The 17,798-nt window shown below is 71.9% G+C and carries 12 protein-coding genes and 1 pseudogene; 5 read left to right on the top strand and 8 right to left on the bottom strand.

Annotated features, from left to right (window positions below; genetic code table 11):
* Positions 1–315 (top strand): GTP-binding protein (locus IE277_RS42850; protein ID WP_189959131.1); only part of this gene is annotated, 315 nt, incomplete at its 5' end.
* A 107-nt stretch (positions 316–422) separates the two neighbouring features.
* Here the strand turns inward: IE277_RS42850 and IE277_RS42845 are convergent.
* The 3 genes from IE277_RS42845 to IE277_RS42835 all read right to left on the bottom strand — a co-directional run bounded on the left by IE277_RS42845 (position 423) and on the right by IE277_RS42835 (position 4,749).
* On the bottom strand, positions 423–617 hold the full coding sequence (locus IE277_RS42845; protein WP_076091206.1) for an acyl-CoA carboxylase subunit epsilon: 195 nt from the start codon (positions 615–617) through the stop codon (positions 423–425).
* A gap of 57 nt (positions 618–674) precedes the next feature.
* Positions 675–2,270: an acyl-CoA carboxylase subunit beta gene (locus IE277_RS42840; RefSeq protein WP_189959130.1), complete on the bottom strand. Its 1,596-nt coding sequence runs from the start codon at positions 2,268–2,270 to the stop codon at positions 675–677.
* A gap of 154 nt (positions 2,271–2,424) precedes the next feature.
* Complete coding sequence (locus IE277_RS42835) at positions 2,425–4,749, bottom strand: polysaccharide lyase 8 family protein (protein ID WP_229882447.1); 2,325 nt, start codon at positions 4,747–4,749, stop codon at positions 2,425–2,427.
* A gap of 144 nt (positions 4,750–4,893) precedes the next feature.
* Between IE277_RS42835 and IE277_RS42830 the strand changes: the two genes are divergently transcribed.
* On the top strand, positions 4,894–5,490 hold the full coding sequence (locus tag IE277_RS42830) for a YceI family protein (RefSeq protein WP_189959129.1): 597 nt from the start codon (positions 4,894–4,896) through the stop codon (positions 5,488–5,490).
* Here IE277_RS42830 and IE277_RS42825 read toward each other — a convergent pair.
* A complete protein-coding gene (locus IE277_RS42825) occupies positions 5,477–6,583 on the bottom strand; it encodes an FUSC family protein (protein ID WP_189959128.1) in 1,107 nt (368 codons plus the stop codon). The genes IE277_RS42830 and IE277_RS42825 overlap by 14 nt on opposite strands.
* A 60-nt stretch (positions 6,584–6,643) precedes the next feature.
* Between IE277_RS42825 and IE277_RS48375 the strand changes: the two are divergent.
* Positions 6,644–6,892: pseudogene (locus tag IE277_RS48375) on the top strand (MarR family winged helix-turn-helix transcriptional regulator); the annotation flags it as partial.
* A 236-nt stretch (positions 6,893–7,128) separates the two neighbouring features.
* Here the strand turns inward: IE277_RS48375 and IE277_RS42815 are convergent.
* Complete coding sequence (locus IE277_RS42815; protein WP_189959127.1) at positions 7,129–8,505, bottom strand: hypothetical protein; 1,377 nt, start codon at positions 8,503–8,505, stop codon at positions 7,129–7,131.
* Between the two features lie 252 nt (positions 8,506–8,757).
* On the bottom strand, positions 8,758–11,793 hold the full coding sequence (locus IE277_RS42810) for a glycoside hydrolase family 3 N-terminal domain-containing protein (RefSeq protein ID WP_189959126.1): 3,036 nt from the start codon (positions 11,791–11,793) through the stop codon (positions 8,758–8,760).
* Between the two features lie 148 nt (positions 11,794–11,941).
* Here IE277_RS42810 and IE277_RS42805 point away from each other — a divergent pair, with 148 nt between their 5' ends.
* Positions 11,942–13,813, top strand: a complete 1,872-nt coding sequence (locus IE277_RS42805; RefSeq protein ID WP_189959125.1) for a ricin-type beta-trefoil lectin domain protein — start codon at positions 11,942–11,944, stop codon at positions 13,811–13,813.
* 63 nt (positions 13,814–13,876) lie between these two features.
* On the top strand, positions 13,877–14,473 hold the full coding sequence (locus tag IE277_RS42800) for a GOLPH3/VPS74 family protein (protein ID WP_189959124.1): 597 nt from the start codon (positions 13,877–13,879) through the stop codon (positions 14,471–14,473).
* Positions 14,474–14,564: 91 nt separating this feature from the next.
* Here the strand turns inward: IE277_RS42800 and cimA are convergent, their stop codons facing one another.
* Both cimA and IE277_RS42790 read right to left on the bottom strand, forming a co-directional pair.
* On the bottom strand, positions 14,565–16,175 hold the full coding sequence (gene cimA, locus IE277_RS42795) for a citramalate synthase (protein WP_189959123.1): 1,611 nt from the start codon (positions 16,173–16,175) through the stop codon (positions 14,565–14,567).
* Between the two features lie 286 nt (positions 16,176–16,461).
* Positions 16,462–17,784: an MFS transporter gene (locus tag IE277_RS42790; protein WP_189959122.1), complete on the bottom strand. Its 1,323-nt coding sequence runs from the start codon at positions 17,782–17,784 to the stop codon at positions 16,462–16,464.
* Positions 17,785–17,798 lie beyond the last annotated feature (14 nt).

Here is a 17,798-nt window from a genome sequence, read left to right as displayed (position 1 = left end):
CCCGGCCAGGACCGCTTCTGGTTCATGTGGGACGACCTGGTACGCGGCGCGATCGGCGCGATCGTCCTGGTGGACACCCGGCGCCTCGCCGACTGCTTCCCGGCCGTCGACTACTTCGAGAACTCCGGCCTGCCCTTCGTCATCGCCCTCAACGGCTTCGACGGCCAGCAGCCGTACAACCCGGACGAGGTCCGCGAGGCCCTGCAGATCGGCCCGGACACCCCGATCATCACGACGGACGCCCGCCACCGGGCTGACGCCAAGTCGGCGCTGATCACGCTGGTCGAGCACGCCCTGATGGCCCGCCTGCGGTAATGGCACGCCTGCGGTAGCGGACAGACCCGGGACACACGAAAGGGCCCCTCTCTTGCGAGAGGGGCCCTTCGTCGTACGGGCTCAGTGCCGCCAGTCGTCGTACGGGCTCAGTGCCAGCTGTGCGGGGCGCGGAAGCCGCCTTCGCGCTCCAGGCGGCGCCAGCCGGCCTTGGCGCGGCCGCGGTGGGTCTGGGTCGAGGGCTCGGTGCGGGCGGCCGCGCGGGCCAGGAGGACGGCCGTGATGGCGGCGACCTCCTCGGGCTCGGCGTGGCCCTTCTCGACGCGGATGTCAGGAGTGCTCATGGGTGTCAGTCTCCGTGAGAGAGAGGTCCGCGGGGTTGCCGCGGCGGGTCCGCTCGGTTACTGCGGGGGGTTGCCGTGCTTGCGGGAGGGCAGGTCGGCGTGCTTGGACTGGAGCATCGCCAGGGACTTCGCCAGCACCTCGCGGGTCTCGGCCGGGTCGATGACGTCGTCCACGAGCCCGCGCTCGGCCGCGTAGTACGGGTGCATCAGCTCGGACTTGTACTCCTTGACCATCTTCTGCCGCATGGCCTCGGGATCCTCCGCCCCGGCGATCTGCCGACGGAAGATGACGTTGGCCGCACCCTCGGCACCCATCACCGCGATCTCGTTCGTCGGCCAGGCGTAGGTGAGGTCGGCGCCGATCGACTGGGAGTCCATGACGATGTACGCACCTCCGTACGCCTTGCGCAGGATCAGCGAGATCCTCGGCACGGTCGCGTTGCAGTACGCGTACAGCAGCTTCGCGCCGTGGCGAATGATCCCGCCGTGCTCCTGGTCGACCCCGGGAAGGAACCCCGGTACGTCCAGGAAGGTGACGATCGGAACATTGAAAGCGTCACACATCTGGACAAAGCGCGCAGCTTTTTCCGATGCCTCGATGTCCAGCACACCGGCCAGCACCTGGGGCTGGTTGGCGATGATGCCGACCACCTGGCCGTCGAGGCGGCCCAGCGCGCAGATGATGTTCCGCGCCCAGCGCTCGTGGACCTCCAGGTACTCGCCGTCGTCGACGATCTCCTCGATGACCTTGGCCATGTCGTAGGGCCGGTTGCCGTCCGCCGGGACGAGGTCGAGCAGGTCGTCGGAGCGCCGGTCGACCGGGTCGGAGCACTCCACCCGCGGCGGGTTCTCGCGGTTGTTCTGCGGGAGCAGGGAGAGGAGGTAGCGCACCTCGGCGATGCAGGTCTCCTCGTCGTCGTAAGCGAAGTGACACACACCGGACGTCTCGGCGTGCACGTCGGCACCACCGAGGCCGTTCTGGGAGATCTCCTCGCCGGTGACCGCCTTGACCACGTCCGGGCCGGTGATGAACATCTGCGAGGTCTCACGGACCATGAACACGAAGTCGGTGAGGGCCGGCGAGTACGCCGCGCCGCCGGCGCACGGGCCCAGCATCACACTGATCTGCGGGATGACACCGGACGCCTTGGTGTTGCGCTGGAAGATGCCGCCGTATCCGGCGAGCGCGCTGACGCCTTCCTGGATCCGGGCGCCCGCGCCGTCGTTCAGCGACACCAGCGGCGCACCCGCCGCGATCGCCATGTCCATGATCTTGTGGATCTTGGTGGCGTGGGCCTCGCCCAGCGCGCCGCCGAAGATCCGGAAGTCATGCGCGTACACGAAGACCGTACGGCCCTCGACCGTGCCCCAGCCGGTGATGACACCGTCGGTGTACGGCTTCTTCGCCTCCAGGCCGAAGCCGACGGCGCGGTGCCGGCGCAGCTGCTCGACCTCCTGGAAGGACCCCGGGTCCAGGAGCAGCTCGATCCGCTCCCGCGCCGTCAGCTTGCCCTTGGCGTGCTGCGCCTCGGTCGCCTTCTCACTCGGGCCTGCCACGGCCCGGGCACGAATGTCGTGCAGCTCGGCGACCCGTCCGCGCGCGTCCGTCGGCTCGCCGGTCGGCTCACCCGTCGTTTCTTCCAAAACGGTCATGTAGCGACCTTACGAAGGACACCAAGGAAAGCGAGCCGTCGACTCCGTACAGTCTCCGGCCCGTTTTCCTGGTACCAGTGAACAGAACCCTGGCCGTGTGCAGCCTTTCCGACTGCTCACAGGGCGTCGGCGTTGTGGAGGGGCCACAAAGGTGTCACCTGAGAGCCACCTCACATTCGTGGCCCGCGCATGCCATCCCCGGAGTGACACGGAGCCTCAGACAGCGGCCCGACGAGAGGATCTCCACCCCCTCGCCGGCCCGGTGCACCGCCCGCACCGGACGGTCCCAGACGATCTCCAGCGGCTCACCCGTCCGGGGTGGTTCGCTCACCCGGACGGTGGCCGTACGGCCCCTGCGCACGACGAGCACGCTCGCGCCCGCGGAGACGGCGAGGTCCCCTACCGTACCGGCCCGCCAGAAGTTCGCCCCGGTCAGCCCCAGCCGGGGTACGGCGACGGCCTGACGGCCGCTGTCGTTGGCGAGGACGGACAGCCAGCCGCGGTGTGCGGCCAGGGCGGCGGTCTCGGCGGGGGAGGCGCCGGGCAGCAGGACATAGCCGTAGCGGGCGTCCACCGGGTCGGTGCCGTGGTCGAGCCACAGGGTCTGCCAGCGCCGGGTGCGCCGCTCGCTCGTCCCGCCCGCGTTGATGTCGGACCAGGCACCGGTGCGGTCCTCGCGCAGGGTGTGCAGCGCGCCCGCGCCCATCAGGATCCAGCCACCGTGCTCCGCCAGATGCGCCCAGTTCGGGCCGCGTACGAAGCGCTGGGTGCCGCTCTCGCCCAGGTTGCGGTTGTCCACGACCGTCTCGACCGGGACGCCGTCGGCACAGCTGATCCCGGCGCCGAGACAGATCACGGCATCGTCGAGGAAGAACCAGGACTTGCGGGCCCGCAGGGTGGAGCCGAGGCCCTTCAAATGCTGTCCGACGGCCGCGTACCGGCCGTCCGTGACCCCGCCCACCCAGCGCACGTCCGGCCTGGGTGCGCCCCACTCGCCGCCGGCGCGGTCCGCGAGCCGCTCGGTGGAGACGGTGGTGCCGGGCAGCCGGTACCAGTCGACGGTCGGCCAGAACCAGTCTGTGTACTGATCGGCCCGACCGGCGCGGCTCTCCGGCCACCACGAGAGCATCCCGGACCCGGTGTGCCAGCCGCGCGGGTTCTCGCCGTTGCCGCACTCGTAGTGGGCGATGCGGTCGCTGGCCATGGCGAGGGCGGCGGTGAACCGGGGTCCGCGGTGGACGGCGCGGTCCATGGCCGGAAAGAGCCGGTGGCCGAGGGGCTCGGGGGCCGGCGGGACGGCGGAGTCGGCGACGGCGCGCAGCCGCGCGAGATCGGCCACCCCGAACTGTTCCGCCGTCAGCAGCGGTGTCACGGTGTCCCGTCGGGCCCATCCCTTGACCAGGCCGTACCACCGCCGCCGCGTCCCCTCCCCCGCGCCGGCCGCGAGGAGCGCGACGGCGGCGACGAGGGCCTGCCCGCGGTAGTGGTCGCCGCGCAGGAGGTGCGGGTCGTCACCGCGCAGGCAACCCCGGCTGATGGCACGGCCGTTGACGCAGTCCATCACCAACCCGTCGTGGATCAGGGGCGCGAAGGCGTGCTCGACGCTGTCGAGGATGTGCTGCCGCGCGGGGTCGGTGATCTCCCACGGCGATCCGGCGAGCAGGGCGAACAGCCGCCCGAGGCCGTCGAGCAGGACCTGCCCGTACGTCCCCGTGTAGGCGACGTACGTGTGCTGGACGAAGGAGCCGTCGGCGTGGAGCCCGTCGCCCCGGGTGGCGTACGGGAAGACCGGCGAGAGCGCGTTGCGGGCGAGGGAGACACGGCCGGCGTCCCGGCCGAGGATGCCGCGCAGGGCGACGGAGCGGCACAGGTCGACGCGGTTGGCGCCGGTGGAGACGCCGGAGTAGTCGGTGAGCAGGCTGTCCGGGACGAAGTGGTCCACGGCCGCGCAGGCGGCGGCGACGCGGTCGGTGCCGAGCCGCTCGTAGAGGGCGGCGGTGATGTCCATGAGCAGCCGGGGAGCGCCGATCCGCCACTCCCACCAGTTGCCGTACGGGCCGGCCGAGGGGTGGTAGACGGTGGCGGAGAGATGGTCGAGGCCGCGCAGTACGGCGGCCAGCAGGCCGGGGTCCGCGGTGGCGCCGGTGGCGGGCTGGACGTAGGCCTGGGCCATGGTCCACAGCCGGTCGTAGCTGGCGGTGATGCCGGACGGCGGGTCGAAGGGGTGGCCGGGCCAGAGGGAGCCGGCGGCCGGGGTCATGGCGGCCGCGAAGTCGCGCGCCCGGGCGCCGAGTCGGGCGAGCCGGGAGGCGTACTGCTCGGCGCCGGGGTCGTAGCCCGCGCCGAGGGCGATACCGAGCCAGCGGCGGCGCAGGGTGTCGTACGGGTCGGCGTCGGCGCGCGCGCCGGAGGCCGGGGCCGGGACGAGGGCGGCGGCCAGCAGCAGCGCGCGCCGGGTCGGCCGCAGATGATCGGTCACCGCTCGCGTCACTCCCTCTCGACGTCGTGACTCTGTGCAACGAGAGCGGCACCCTGCGGATGCTGTTGAAAACCGAACCGAATGGGTCTACCTTCGAGGAACCGGATTCGTTTAACGTTCAACAGAAACTTCCTGGAGCACATCATGGGCATCTTCGGCCGCAAGGGCAGCACCCCCGAGACCACCGCCGCCGGCACCGACCTGACCGCGCTGAGCGGTGACTACACGATCGACCCGGCGCACACCACGATCGGCTTCACCGCCCGGCACGCCATGGTCACCAACGTCAAGGGCGGCTTCCACGACTTCAGCGGCACGCTGCACCTGGACGGAGCGGACCCCGCCGGGTCCACGGCCGCGCTCGACGTCACGATGGCGAGCATCGACACGGGCAACGCCGACCGGGACGGTCACCTGAAGTCCGCCGACTTCTTCAAGACCGACGAGTTCCCGGCCATGACCTTCCGCTCCACCAAGGCGGAGGCCCTGGGCGGCGACGAGTACCGCATCACCGGCGACCTCTCGCTGCTCGGCGTGACCAAGCCGATCACCATCGACCTGGAGTTCAACGGCGCCGCGACGGACCCGTTCGGCAACGAGCGCGTCGGCTTCGAGGGCAAGGCCGAGATCCTGCGTTCCGAGTGGGGGCTGACCTGGAACGCGGCACTGGAGACCGGTGGCGTCCTGGTCTCCGACAAGATCAAGCTGAACTTCGACATCTCGGCGATCAAGAACGCCTGAGGCCTTGGCGGTCCGCCGGCTCCGGGGCCCGCTCGGGCCGGCGGACGGTACGCGCCCCGGTACGCGCCCCGGCGCGGGCACCGACGGGCAGCAGCCACCACGCCGAGGCCACGGACAGGGCCGCGCCCAGGGCTGTCGCGGCCAGCCGGGTCGGCAGCAGCTCGGTCGCGTCCTGGCCGAAGTAGCCGAGGAGCAGGGAGAGGGCCGTGGTCATGCCGGCCGCCCAGTAGGCGTAGCCGAGCGGGCGCAGCCACAGCGCGACGGCGAGGACCACGAACATCACCGCCACCGAGGCGGGACCGGTGATCCCCGCGGCCGCCACACCGGTGGCCAGCAGGGTGCCCGCCGTCGCGCCGGCGCAGCGCTCGACTCCCTTGCGCAGGACGTCCGTTCGGCCGCGGTTGCCGGCGGCCGCGACGTACACCGTGAGGACCGCCCAGGGCCAGTGGTCTGCGAAGAGGAGCCGGCCGCACAGGAACGCCGCCGCCACGGCCGCTGCCAGCTGTACGGCCATGCGGGTGCTGGGGCGCGGACGGAGCAGGGAGGCCCTGCGGGGCGCGGGCCGCTCGGGCTCCGGACGCCAGGGGCCGTACCGGTCGCCGAGGGCCTGGACGAGCCAGACGCACAGGCACGCCAGGACGCCGATCAGCGCCGACCAGTACCAGCTCATCAGCCCGCTCTCGGCCGCCCGCGGCAGCGCCGGGCCGGGGACGACCAGCAGCGCCACGAGCGGCAGGGTCATCAGCGTGCCCGCCGTGGCCGCCGCGGGGCCGTAGCGGCGGAGCCAGACGCACAGGGCGATGCCCGCCGTGAAGACGGCGGCGCCCACGGCGTAGTGGTGCATGATCAGGCGGCCCAGGAGCTGGGCGCCGGCGGCCGTCACGGGCAGCAGGACGAGCGCCGCCAGCCGGCGCCGCGTGGGCGCGGTGCGCTGGGCCGAGGACAGCGAGAGGGTCAGGGCCACCGCGAGGACGGGTACATCGGTGTGCAGCCCGGCCGCGCCCTCCAGCCACAGGGCGGCTCCCCAGCACAGCAGGACCGCCGTCATCGCCAGCAGTGATTCGTACGCATTGCGTATTAGTCTTGAGCGCACACGGCGACTATAATGCTAGTCTGCAGACAAAGTAGTAAGTAAACGCGTACGATCTCCTCCATGGATCACCTCGACGAAGCCGCCCGTCTCCGTCGCGCCGTCGTCCGGCTCAGCCGGCGTCTGCGGCAGGAGCGCGCGGACGGGGGGCTCAGCCCCAACCAGCTCGCCGTACTCGGCCATCTGCACCGGAACGGGCCGGCGACACCCGGGGAGATCGCGGGCGAGGAGCGGCAGCGGCCCCAGTCGCTCACCCGGGTCTACGCAGAGCTGGAGGCCGAGGGGCTGATCGCGCGGGAGCGGGGGACGGACGACCGACGGCAGTCCGTGCTGACCCTCACCGGACCCGGGCGGCAGGCACTGGAGCGGGACATGGCCGAGCGGGACGCCTGGCTGGCCGGGGCACTCAGGTCACTGGGCGAGACGGAGCGCGGGGTGCTGGCCCTGGCCGCCGCACTGCTGGAGCGGCTGGGGACCTTGCGGACGGAGGGCGGCCCCGCCGCCCAGAGGCCCGGCGCCCAGAATCCCGCCACTCAGGATCCCGCTGCTCAGAACCCCCCGCCGAAGTCGCCGCCTCCGCCGTCCCCGCCTCCCCCGCCGAAGTCGCCGCCGTCCCCGAACCCGCCCCCGAAGTCACCGGAGTCGAAGTCCGTGCCGGACACATCGCCGCCCTCGTAGCCGGCGCCGGCGTCGCCGTCGTGGCCGAAGTCGCCGTAGCCGGTGCCGTAGTCGGCCGCGTACGACGGGGTGGCCATCATGTTCCCGAGCAGGGTGCCGACGAGCAGGCCGGGCAGGATGCCGCCGCCGAAGTAGCCGCCCGCCCAGGGGCCGTAGGCGGGACCCGCGTCCCAGTAGGGGCGGCGGCCCTGCTCGGTGTCGACCTCGCGGATCACCGGGTCGCGGCCGTCGGCCAGCCGGGTGGCGTCGGCCGCGCAGACGGGGACCTCGCGCGGGGCGCCGCCGGGCGGGGTCCAGGCGGCGTCGCGCACCGAGGGGCCGTGGCGCGGGTCGAAGAAGCAGGGCGGCCGGCGTTCGGGCAGCGCGCGGCCCTCGCGGCGGGCGGCGAGCCGGGCCAGCGAGAAACGGCCGTCCTCCAGTGCCTCGGTGACCGTGCGGACGTCCTCGGGGCGGCCCGCCTGGGCCATGCGCTGCTTGGCGGTCTCGTAGGCGTCCAGGGCGTGCTCGTAGTCGGCGCGCATCGCGTCGTCGGCGCCGGGCGCCCCCGGCTGGAAGTCGAGCCGGTCCAGTTCCTCGCCGAAGGCGGTGATGTCCTCGTCCACGACCACCCGCAGCCGCTCCAGGGCGGCCCGCTGCTCCTCCTCGTGGCGCCGGCGGTTGCGCCGGACCAGCGCGTACGCGCCCGCGCCGCCGGCCACCACCACCGCGCCGAGTGCGATCAGGGCCGCGGTGGGCGTCCCGGCGCCGGAACCGCCGGCGCCGCCCCAGCTCTTCGGGGCATGGCCGCCCATGTTCGCCAGCGCCCGGTCGGTGAAGTCGGTGAGCTGGGTCTTCGCCGGCTCGCCCTGGACGCTGGCCACCAGGTTCTGCCGGGCCGTCGCCGACATGACCGAGGAGTCGGCGCGGGCGTCGAAGCGGTCGCCGAGGCGGATGCCGTACAGGCCGGTGACGCCGGTCGCCGCGCGCAGGCCGGCGAACAGGGCCGCGGTCGGGTAGCCGGCCGGGAGCACCGCGATGAACAGGGGTTTGTCCGCGTCCTTGATGCGTTTCGCGAGCGCGTCCGCGTCCGTCCTCGACAGCTGCGCCGAGGCGGCCGGGTCGACGTAGACCGGACTCTTGCGAAGGGCCTGGGCGACGGCGGAGACGCTGGTGTCCGCCCTCGCCCCGGGCGCGAACGCGGTGGCCAGGACCAGGGCGAGGGCGGCCAGCAGCAGTGCTGGGAGGCTTCGGTTCCGCAGGGCCTTCATGCCCCGAAACTACCCGAAGCCACCCAGAACCGGTCACATCGGTGCGGACACGTACGCGGGCTCTAGTGCCCCGGCAGGCAACGTTTGCCCGTCAAGGAGCGGCGTCCGGTGCGTGCTCTGGGGGTCCCCCCGGCCGGAGGCTGGGGGAGTGCCGGCCGGAAGTCCTCGTACTGGGCGTACGTGGGCTTTCGGCCGGTGCGGCGAGAGGGCGTGCCGGGCGTCGCGACGGGGCGAACGTTGCCTGTTGGGGCACTAGGCGGCCCGGTACGCCTCCGTCAGCTTCTCCACCGCCTTCCCGTACCGGCCGGTCAGCAGCAGGTGGCCGGCGTCGGCGAAGGGTTTCGCCACCGCCTGGGTCATCCGCCCGCCGGTCTTCTGCTGGACGAGCAGCCGCGCCCGGGTCACCAGCGCACGGCCGGTCCGGTCGTCACCCGTCCGCTCGGCCGCCGTCGCCGCCGCGGCCCATGCCTTCAGGGCGGCCGTACCGCCGCGCGGGACGTCGGTGAGCGTGGTCAGGCCCCAGCCGTAGGGGAACTGCGGGTCGTACGACGGGTCGCCCACGTTGATCGGGAGCTGGGACTCGGACTTCGGCCAGGTGACGGGGAGCTGTCCGGTGAAGGGGCGCGCACCGTAGAGGACATCGGCGACGCCCTCGCCCTCGGTGCCGGGCAGCCAGGACGCCACCAGCGCGTCGATCCTGCCGAGCCGGTCGCCGACCAGCTGCGGGCGGCCGGAGACGATCAGCACCGCGCACTTCATGGCCGCGCACACCTTGTCCACGGCCGCCTGGTCGGCGGCGGACAGCTCCAGGCTGTGGCCGTTGCCGACGTCGCCGACGCCCTCGGCGTACGGGGTCTCGCCGACGACGACCACCCCGACGTCATAGCCGCCGGTCGGGGCGGAGGCGTCCTTGGAGTAGGTGACGTCGCCGCCGGCCTCGCGCATGCCCTGCAGGACGGTCGTGCCCCGGGTGTGGGTGCCGGAGGCGCCCTGCCAGGTGAGGGTCCAGCCGCCGGTCTGGTTGCCGAGGTCGTCGGCGTTCGACCCGGCGACGTACACCTTCTCGCCCTTCTTCAGCGGCAGCAGTCCGCCGCTGTTCTTCAGCAGCACCTGCGATTCGGCCGCGGCACGGCGGGCGACCGCCCGGTGGGCCGGGGAGCCGATGGCGGCGGCGCCGCTGGTGTCGGCGTAGGGGTGCTCGAAGAGGCCGAGCCTGAACTTCTGGGTGAGGATGCGGGAGACCGCGTCGTCGATCCGCGCCTCGCTGATCCGGCCCGCCTTCACCTCGTCCGCGAGCGTGCCGCTGAAGTCCTTGTAGCCGTACGGCACCATCATCATGTCGACGCCCGCGTCCACCGCCGTGCGGACATGGGCCGCGTAGTCGCCGGGGAGCTGGTCGATGGCGTTCCAGTCGCTGATGACGAAGCCGGCGAAACCCATCCGGCCCTTCAGCTCGCCGTTGATCATGTCGCCGCGGGCGTGCATCTTCACCGCGCCCTTGCCGTCGCCGACGATGTCGAGGGAGGAGTACGACGGCATGACCGTGCCGATGCCCCGCTCGACGGCGGTCCGGTACGGAGCCAGGTGGATGTCCTCCAGCTGCTGCCGGGTGACCGTGGTGACGCCCTGGTCGATGGTGTAGGTGCCGGTGGTGGAGGAGCCGTAGGCGGTGCCGCCGTCGCCGGCGAAGTGCTTGGCGGTGGCCAGCACCTTGTCGTCGCGCTTCAGGTCCCGGCCGTCGGCCCGGCCCTGGAGGCCCTGGATCATGGTCTCCATCGACTGCACGAGGGCGGGGTCCTCGCCGAAGGACTCGTACGAGCGGCCCCAGCGTTCGTCGCGGGTCACGCACAGACAGGGCGCGAAGTCCCAGGGGATGCCGGTGGCGCGTACCTCGGCGGCGGTCACCGACCCTGTGGCGTAGGCGAGTTGGGGGTCACGGCTCGCGCCGATGCCGATGTTGTGCGGCATGATCGTGGCGCCGGCCAGGTTGTTGTGGCCGTGGACCGCGTCGACGCCGTAGATCAGCGGGATCTGGAGGCGGGTCGCCCGGGTCCGCAGCTGGAAGCCGTCGATCATCTGCGCCCACGCCTCGGGCGTGTTGGGCGTGGGCGTGGAGCCGCCGCCGGACAGGAGCGAGCCGAGGGCGTACGTCGCGATGTCGCCGCCGGTGCCGACGGCACCGCGCTCGGCCTGGGTCATCTGCCCGGCCTTCTCCGCCAGGGACATCCGGGACAGCAGATCCGCGACACGCCTCCTGACCGGCAACGCGGCGTTCTGGTACGGCAGTCCGTGAGCGTCGATGACGATCTGCGGGGTCTCGGCGGGGGCCTTGGCGCCGGTGGCGGTGAGCTCCAGCGGGACGGTCTTCGCGACCGCGGCGCCCTTGCTCCGGCGGGTCGGCACCTCGATCGTCCGCGCCGTGCCCGAGGCGGTGCCGGCCGGGAAGGTGAGGGTGCCGGAGACGGGGGTGTAGTCCTGGCCGGCGGTGGCGGTGCCGCCGCCGGTCGCGTACGTGACCGTCACCGGGTCCTCGACGGGCCGGTCGCCGGTCGTGGCCAGGGTGACCCTGACCCGGGCAGTGCCGCCCTGCTCGACCGGACGGACGGGCGCGTCCGTCGTGACGGAGGCGCGCAGCGCCTGGTCGGCCTTTCCGTACAACTCGACGTCGTCCATGGCGAAGTCGCCCTTGGTGCCGGCCGGGAGGGTGACCGCATACCCCCACATCCGGGTGAGCCCGAGGACGTGGTCGATGCCGCCGACGGGCTGGTGGTCCGTGCGGTACCGGAAGTCGGTGAAGGGGATCTCGATCCGCTTCCAGCCGGTGAAGTCGTCGGTGAAGGAGGTCGTCCACAGCTCGGAGGCCTCGCCGTTCACTCCGCCGTCCTTGATCTCGAAGGCGATCTTCCGGCCGTTGTTCCGCCCTTCCCACCAGAAGCGGACGCCCTGGTGGGCGGACCAGTCGTGGGCGGGCCGGCCCGCGGCGAAGTCATGGGTGAAGCCGCCGTAGCCGCTGATGTCGTAGGCGCCGGTGAGGACCTCGGCGCCCTCGGGGGCGTCGGTGCGGTCGGTGAGGCGCAAGGTGGGCGGGTCGTCTGCGTCGCTCCCCCAGGTGAAGATGCCGTCGGCGGGCTGGGCGGCGAAGGGGACCTCGCCCTCGAAGCGGTCGACGGGCACGGGGGCGGGGTCGGGTGCGGGGTCGCCGACGGCGCGGGCGGCGCCGGAGGCGGCGGACAGGGGCAGCAGGGCGGCGAGCAGGGCCCCGGAGACGAGCAGGGCGGTTCTCGGCATGGACCTTCCCTCGGCTCTCTGGTTCACTCATGACTTAGATCACGTCGTGAGTTAACTCATGGATCCCCAACCCGTCAAGAGGGCACGTGAGTTGTGCCGCGCTGTGCCGGTCCCCGCTCTGTCGACCCGAGAGGAAGGGCGACGCACCATGAGAAGAATCCCCCGCACGGCCCGGCTGCTGCCGGCCGGGCTGCTCTTTGCCGCCGGCTTCACCGCCGCCGTGCCCCCCGCCGCGCACGCGGCCGGCGAGCAGGTCACCCCCTGGCTCACCACCACCGACGACTCCGGCGGCCGGCATGTCGTACGGGGTCTTGAGGCGCAGGCCCCGTTCGCCTTCCAGTCCGGCACGGGCGGCGGCGGCACGAACATCACCGTCGACGAGAACACCCGCTACCAGACCTTCACCGGCGGCGGCGCGTCGTTCACGGACACCGCGGCCTGGCTGCTGAACAGCAGCGGCGCGCTGTCCCAGGCCACGCGGGACGCCACCATGCGCAAGCTGTTCTCGCCGACGGACGGCATCGGGCTGTCGTTCCTGCGCAATCCGATGGGCGCCTCCGACCTGGCGCGGTACGGCTACACGTACGACGACGTGCCGTCCGGGCAGACGGACCCGTCACTGGCGCGATTCTCGATCGCCCACGACCTCGCGGACGTCGCGCCGCTCACCGGACAGGCACTCCGGCTGAACCCGTCCCTGACGGTGCTGGCCTCGCCCTGGACGGCCCCGGCCTGGATGAAGGACAGCGGCTCGCTCGACGGCGGCTGGCTGAAGGCCGAGGACTACGCGGCGTACGCCGGCTACTTCGTGAAGTACCTCCAGGCCTACAAGGACCAGGGGATCGACGTCTCCTACGTGACCCCGCAGAACGAGCCGACCTGCTGCTCCGGCTATCCGTCGATGAGCTGGAACGCGAGCGGGATCGACTACTTCCTCAAGAACGACCTGCTGCCGCAGCTGAAGTCCGCGGGCCTGTCCACCAAGGTCCTCGCGCACGACTGGAACTGGGACACCTACGACTCCTACGCGGCCCAGGCCGTGGACGACGCGGCGATCCGCGACCACCCCAACTTCGGCGGGATCGCCTGGCACGGCTACGGCGGCGACGTCACCGAGCAGTCCGCCGTGCACGACCGGTACCCCGCGCTGGACGCCTTCGCGACCGAGCACTCCGGCGGCACCTGGATCGCCGACCAGCAGCACGAGGACCTGACGAACATCATCGACTACACCCGCAACTGGGCGAAGTCGGTGACCAAGTGGTCGCTGGCCGTGGACCAGAACATGGGCCCGCACAACGGGGGTTGCGGCACCTGCACCGGGCTGGTCACCGTCCACAACGGTGACGGTGCGAGCGGGACCGTGGACTACACGGTCGAGTACTACGACATGGGGCAGCTGACCAAGTTCGTCCGGCCGGGCGCCCAGCGGATCGCCTCGACGGCGTCCGCCACGGTGCCGAACGTGGCCTGGCGCAACCCCGACGGCAGCAAGGCGCTGATCGCCTACAACGGCTCCTCCTCCGCACAGACGGTCACCATCGACTGGGGCTCCCGGCACGCCACTTACTCACTGCCCGGGAAGACCTCGGCGACCTTCACCTGGTCCGGCACACAGTCGAACGGCGGCAGCGGCCGGTCGGGCTCCTTCGTGGGGCTCGCCGGCAAGTGCCTGGACGTGGCGGGCGGTTCGAGCGCCGACGGGACGGCCGTGCAGCTCCACGACTGCAACGGCAGCGGCGCCCAGCACTGGACGGTGACGGCCGACGGGTCCGTGCAGGCGCTCGGCAAGTGCCTGGACGTCACCTCGGGGTCGACGGCGGACGGGGCGAAGGCGCAGCTGTACGACTGCAACGGCAGCGGCGCGCAGAAGTGGTCGTACAACGCCTCGACCGGCGATGTGGTCAACACGGCGGCGGACAAGTGTCTCGACGTCACGGACGACTCGTCGGCGAACGGTGCGCGGGCGCAGATCTGGTCGTGCACGGGCGCCGCGAACCAGAAGTGGCACCTGCGGTGACGATTCCCTGACGGCAGGGGTCATGGCCGAGCGGGCGGGCGGCGGGTGGGGGACGATGACGGTATGACCACTCCGCGGGATCTGTTCCTCGTCAGCCTGGACGTGCCCGGTGAGCCCCCCGTCGAGCAGGGCGATCTGTCGCTGGCGCTGGCCGGCGCCGAACTGGTCGACCTGCTCGGCGCGCGGGCGCTCACCCTGGACGACGAGCGCATCGTGCCCGGTCCGGCGCTGGCCACGGGTGACCGGATGCTGGACGAGGCCGAGGCGGCGCTGAAACGGCAGGAGCCGTACGAGACGGTCGAGGACTGGTTGTGGCGCCGGGGGCGCGGGCTGGCCGGCGCCTACCGTGACGCGCTGGACGCCGAGGGGCAGCTCGCCGGGAAGCGGCCGCGCTGGCCGCGCCGGGCCGAGAAGGCCGCCGCGGCCGACACCCCGGCCCGGCGGCAGGCGGCCGACCGCTGGTGGAACCGCGAGCCGGTCCTCGCCGGCCTCGCCGCCGCCCTCGGCATCGAGGACGAGCGGCCGGCGCAGGCCCCCGACGACGAGGCCGTCGTCACGGTCGTGGCGACGGTCGGCGACGCGGTGACCGAGCTGACCGCGGTCCGCGAACGGCGGCGCATCGAGAACGCCGCGTTCGACAACATCTGGCGCGCGCCGTGAGCCGCCGCCCCGGCAGGGGCGCGGGGAACGGCGCGATCGACCACGACGGCGCCGCGGACGGCCGACGGCCCGTCACCGCTGACCGGCGGAGCTACTCCGCGGGCTCGACGCCCGCCCGCAGCAGCCCGTAGGTGTACGCGTCCTCCAGGGCCTGCCAGGAGGCGGCGATGACGTTCTCGGCGACGCCGACCGTGGACCACTCGCCGGTGCCGTCCGAGGTGGAGATCAGCACCCGGGTCGTGGACTGGGTGCCGTGCTTGCCCTCCAGGATGCGGACCTTGTAGTCGACCAGGTCCAGCTTGGCGAGCTGCGGGTAGATCTTCTCCAGGGCGACGCGCAGCGCACGGTCGAGGGCGTTGACCGGGCCGTTGCCCTCCGCCGTGGCGACGATCCGCTCGCTCTTGGCCCACAGCTTGACCGTGGCCTCGTTGGCGTGGGTGCCGTCGGGGCGGTCCTCGACGATGGCCCGCCAGGACTCGACGTCGAAGTACTTCAGCGGCCGGCCCTCGACCTCGGCGCGCAGCAGGAGTTCGAAGGAGGCGTCCGCGGCCTCGTACGTGTAGCCCTTGAGCTCGCGTTCCTTCACCCGCTCGACGACGCGGCCGACCAGCTCGCGGTCGCCGCCGAGGTCGATGCCCAGTTCCTTGCCCTTCAGCTCGATCGAGGCACGGCCCGCCATGTCGGAGACCAGCATGCGCATGGTGTTGCCGACCAGCTCGGGGTCGATGTGCTGGTACAGGTCCGGGTCGACCTTGATCGCGGAGGCGTGCAGGCCGGCCTTGTGGGCGAAGGCGGAGACACCGACGTACGGCTGATGCGTGGACGGGGTGAGGTTCACGACCTCGGCGATGGCGTGCGAGATACGCGTCGTCTCGCGGAGCTTGCCGTCGGGCAGCACCTTCTTGCCGTACTTCAGCTCCAGCGCCGCGACCACCGGGAAGAGGTTGGCGTTTCCGACGCGCTCGCCGTAGCCGTTGGCCGTGCACTGCACATGGGTGGCGCCCGCGTCGACGGCGGCGAGCGTGTTGGCGACCGCGCAGCCGGTGTCGTCCTGGGCGTGGATGCCGAGCCGGGCACCGGTGTCGGCGAGGACCGTGGCGACGACCGCGTGGATCTGGGCCGGGAGCATGCCGCCGTTGGTGTCGCAGAGGATCACGACGTCGGCGCCCGCCTCGGCGGCCGCACGGACGACGGCCTTCGCGTACTCGGGGTTGGCGCGGTAGCCGTCGAAGAAGTGCTCGCAGTCGACGAACACCCGGCGGCCCTCGGAGCGCAGATAGGAGACGGTGTCCCGGACCATCTCCAGGTTCTCCTCCAGCGTGGTGCGCAGCGCCAGTTCCACATGCCGGTCATGCGACTTGGCGACCAGGGTGACCACCGGGGCGCCGGACTGGACAAGGGCCCTGACCTGGGGATCCTCGGCGGCCTTGGCGCCGGCGCGGCGGGTGGCGCCGAAGGCGACCAGCCGGGCGTTCCTGAAGTCGATCTCCGCCTGCGCGCGGGCGAAGAACTCGGTGTCCCGGGGATTGGCACCGGGCCAGCCGCCCTCGATGAAGCCGACGCCGAAGTCGTCCAGGTGCCGGGCGATGGCGAGCTTGTCCGCGACGGTGAGGTTGATGCCCTCGCGCTGCGCGCCGTCGCGCAGCGTGGTGTCGAAGACGTGGAACGAGTCGTCGAGCTCGCTGGTTGCCGTCTCGGTCATGGTCTCAAGGCTCCTGTTGTGGATCTTCGGTCTTACCGGAATGACCGGCTCCACCGTCCCCCCAATGATCCCTCGCGCGGTCGCTCCCCGGCTGATGGTGGGCCGGAAAACGAAAAAACCCCTCGCGGGTGCGAGAGGTCTGCGCGCGGGTCGAGGACGACGATGGCCACCCGTACCTGGTCGTACGTGTGGTCACTGCGGACCGGCGCGCCTGCTGCCCATAATCATGGCGAACGAGAGCACGGAGGCAGTCTGGCACAGCCCCGCCCCCGGCTCACCGACTGTCTCAGGATGCGGTCGTCAGGCTGGACTCCCCGGATCCCGCCCCGGCTCCCCGGCCGGCCTTCACCCGGGCCAGATCCAGGTCTTTCGTCTCCCGCATGGTGGCGTACACCACAAGGGACACGGCGGCACAGCCCGCCACGTACCAGAAGAAGCCGGACTCGATGCCGCCCTTCTTGAACCACAGCGCGACGTATTCGGCGGTGCCCCCGAACAGGGCGTTGGCGATGGCGTACGGCAGGGCCACACCGAGGGCCCGGATGCCGGTCGGGAACAGCTCGGCCTTCACACAGGCGTTGATCGAGGTGTAGCCGGTGACGACGATCAGCGCGAGCAGGGCGAGCCCGAGGGCGGACCAGTAGCCGTCCGCGTGCCCCAGCAAGGTCATGATCGGCACGGTGAGGACGGTCGAGCCGACCGCGAAGGTGATCAGCAGCGGACGCCGCCCGATCCGGTCGGAGAGCGCGCCCGCGAGCGGCTGGAGCGCGGCGAAGACGATGAGCGCGGTGAAGGAGACCAGAGTCGCCGTCTGCTTGGACAGGCCGGCCGAGTTGGACAGGTACTTCGTCAGATAGGTGGTGTACGTGTAGTACGCGACCGTGCCGCCCATGGTGAGGGCGATGACGAGGAACGCCTCCCGCCGGTGCTGCCACAGGGCGCGCAGGGTACCGCGCTCCCCGGCATGGGAGGCGTCCTCCTCGTACACCTCGGTCTCCAGCATGCTGCGCCGCAGATAGAAGATGACCGCGGCGCCGAGCGCGCCCACGACGAACGGGATGCGCCAGCCGTAGCTGTGCAGCGCGCTGTCGGACATGGTGCGCTGCAGGATGATCAGGAGCCCGAGGCCGAGGATCTGCCCGGCGGTCATGGAGACGTACTGGAAGCTGGAGGCGAATCCGCGCCGCCCCGGGTCCGAGGCCTCCGTGAGATAGGTGGCGCTGGCCGCGTACTCACCGCCCACCGACAGCCCTTGCAGCAGACGGGCGACGAGCAGCACGAGCGCGCCGCCGTAGCCGGCGACCGCGTAGGTCGGGGCGACGGCGATGAGCACGGCCGAGGCCGACATCAGGGTGACGGTCAGGGTCAGCGCCGCCTTGCGGCCCTTGCGGTCACCGACCCGGCCGAGCAGCCAGCCGCCCACCGGGCGCATGAAGAAACCGACGGCGAAGATGCCGGCGGTGTTCATCAGCTGGGCGGTGGGATTGCCGCTCGGGAAGAACGCGCCGGCGAAATACGTGGCGAAGCTCGCGTACACGAACCAGTCGAACCACTCGACCATGTTCCCCGCCGAACCGACCCAGATCTTCTTCCAGTGTTGTCGTCCCATGGCCGGTTACCTGC

Source organism: Streptomyces alanosinicus, assembly GCF_014650595.1.
GTDB lineage: Bacteria > Actinomycetota > Actinomycetes > Streptomycetales > Streptomycetaceae > Streptomyces > Streptomyces alanosinicus.
Note: the sequence above shows the minus strand (reverse complement) of the source record. Positions and strands in the feature narration are given on the sequence as shown.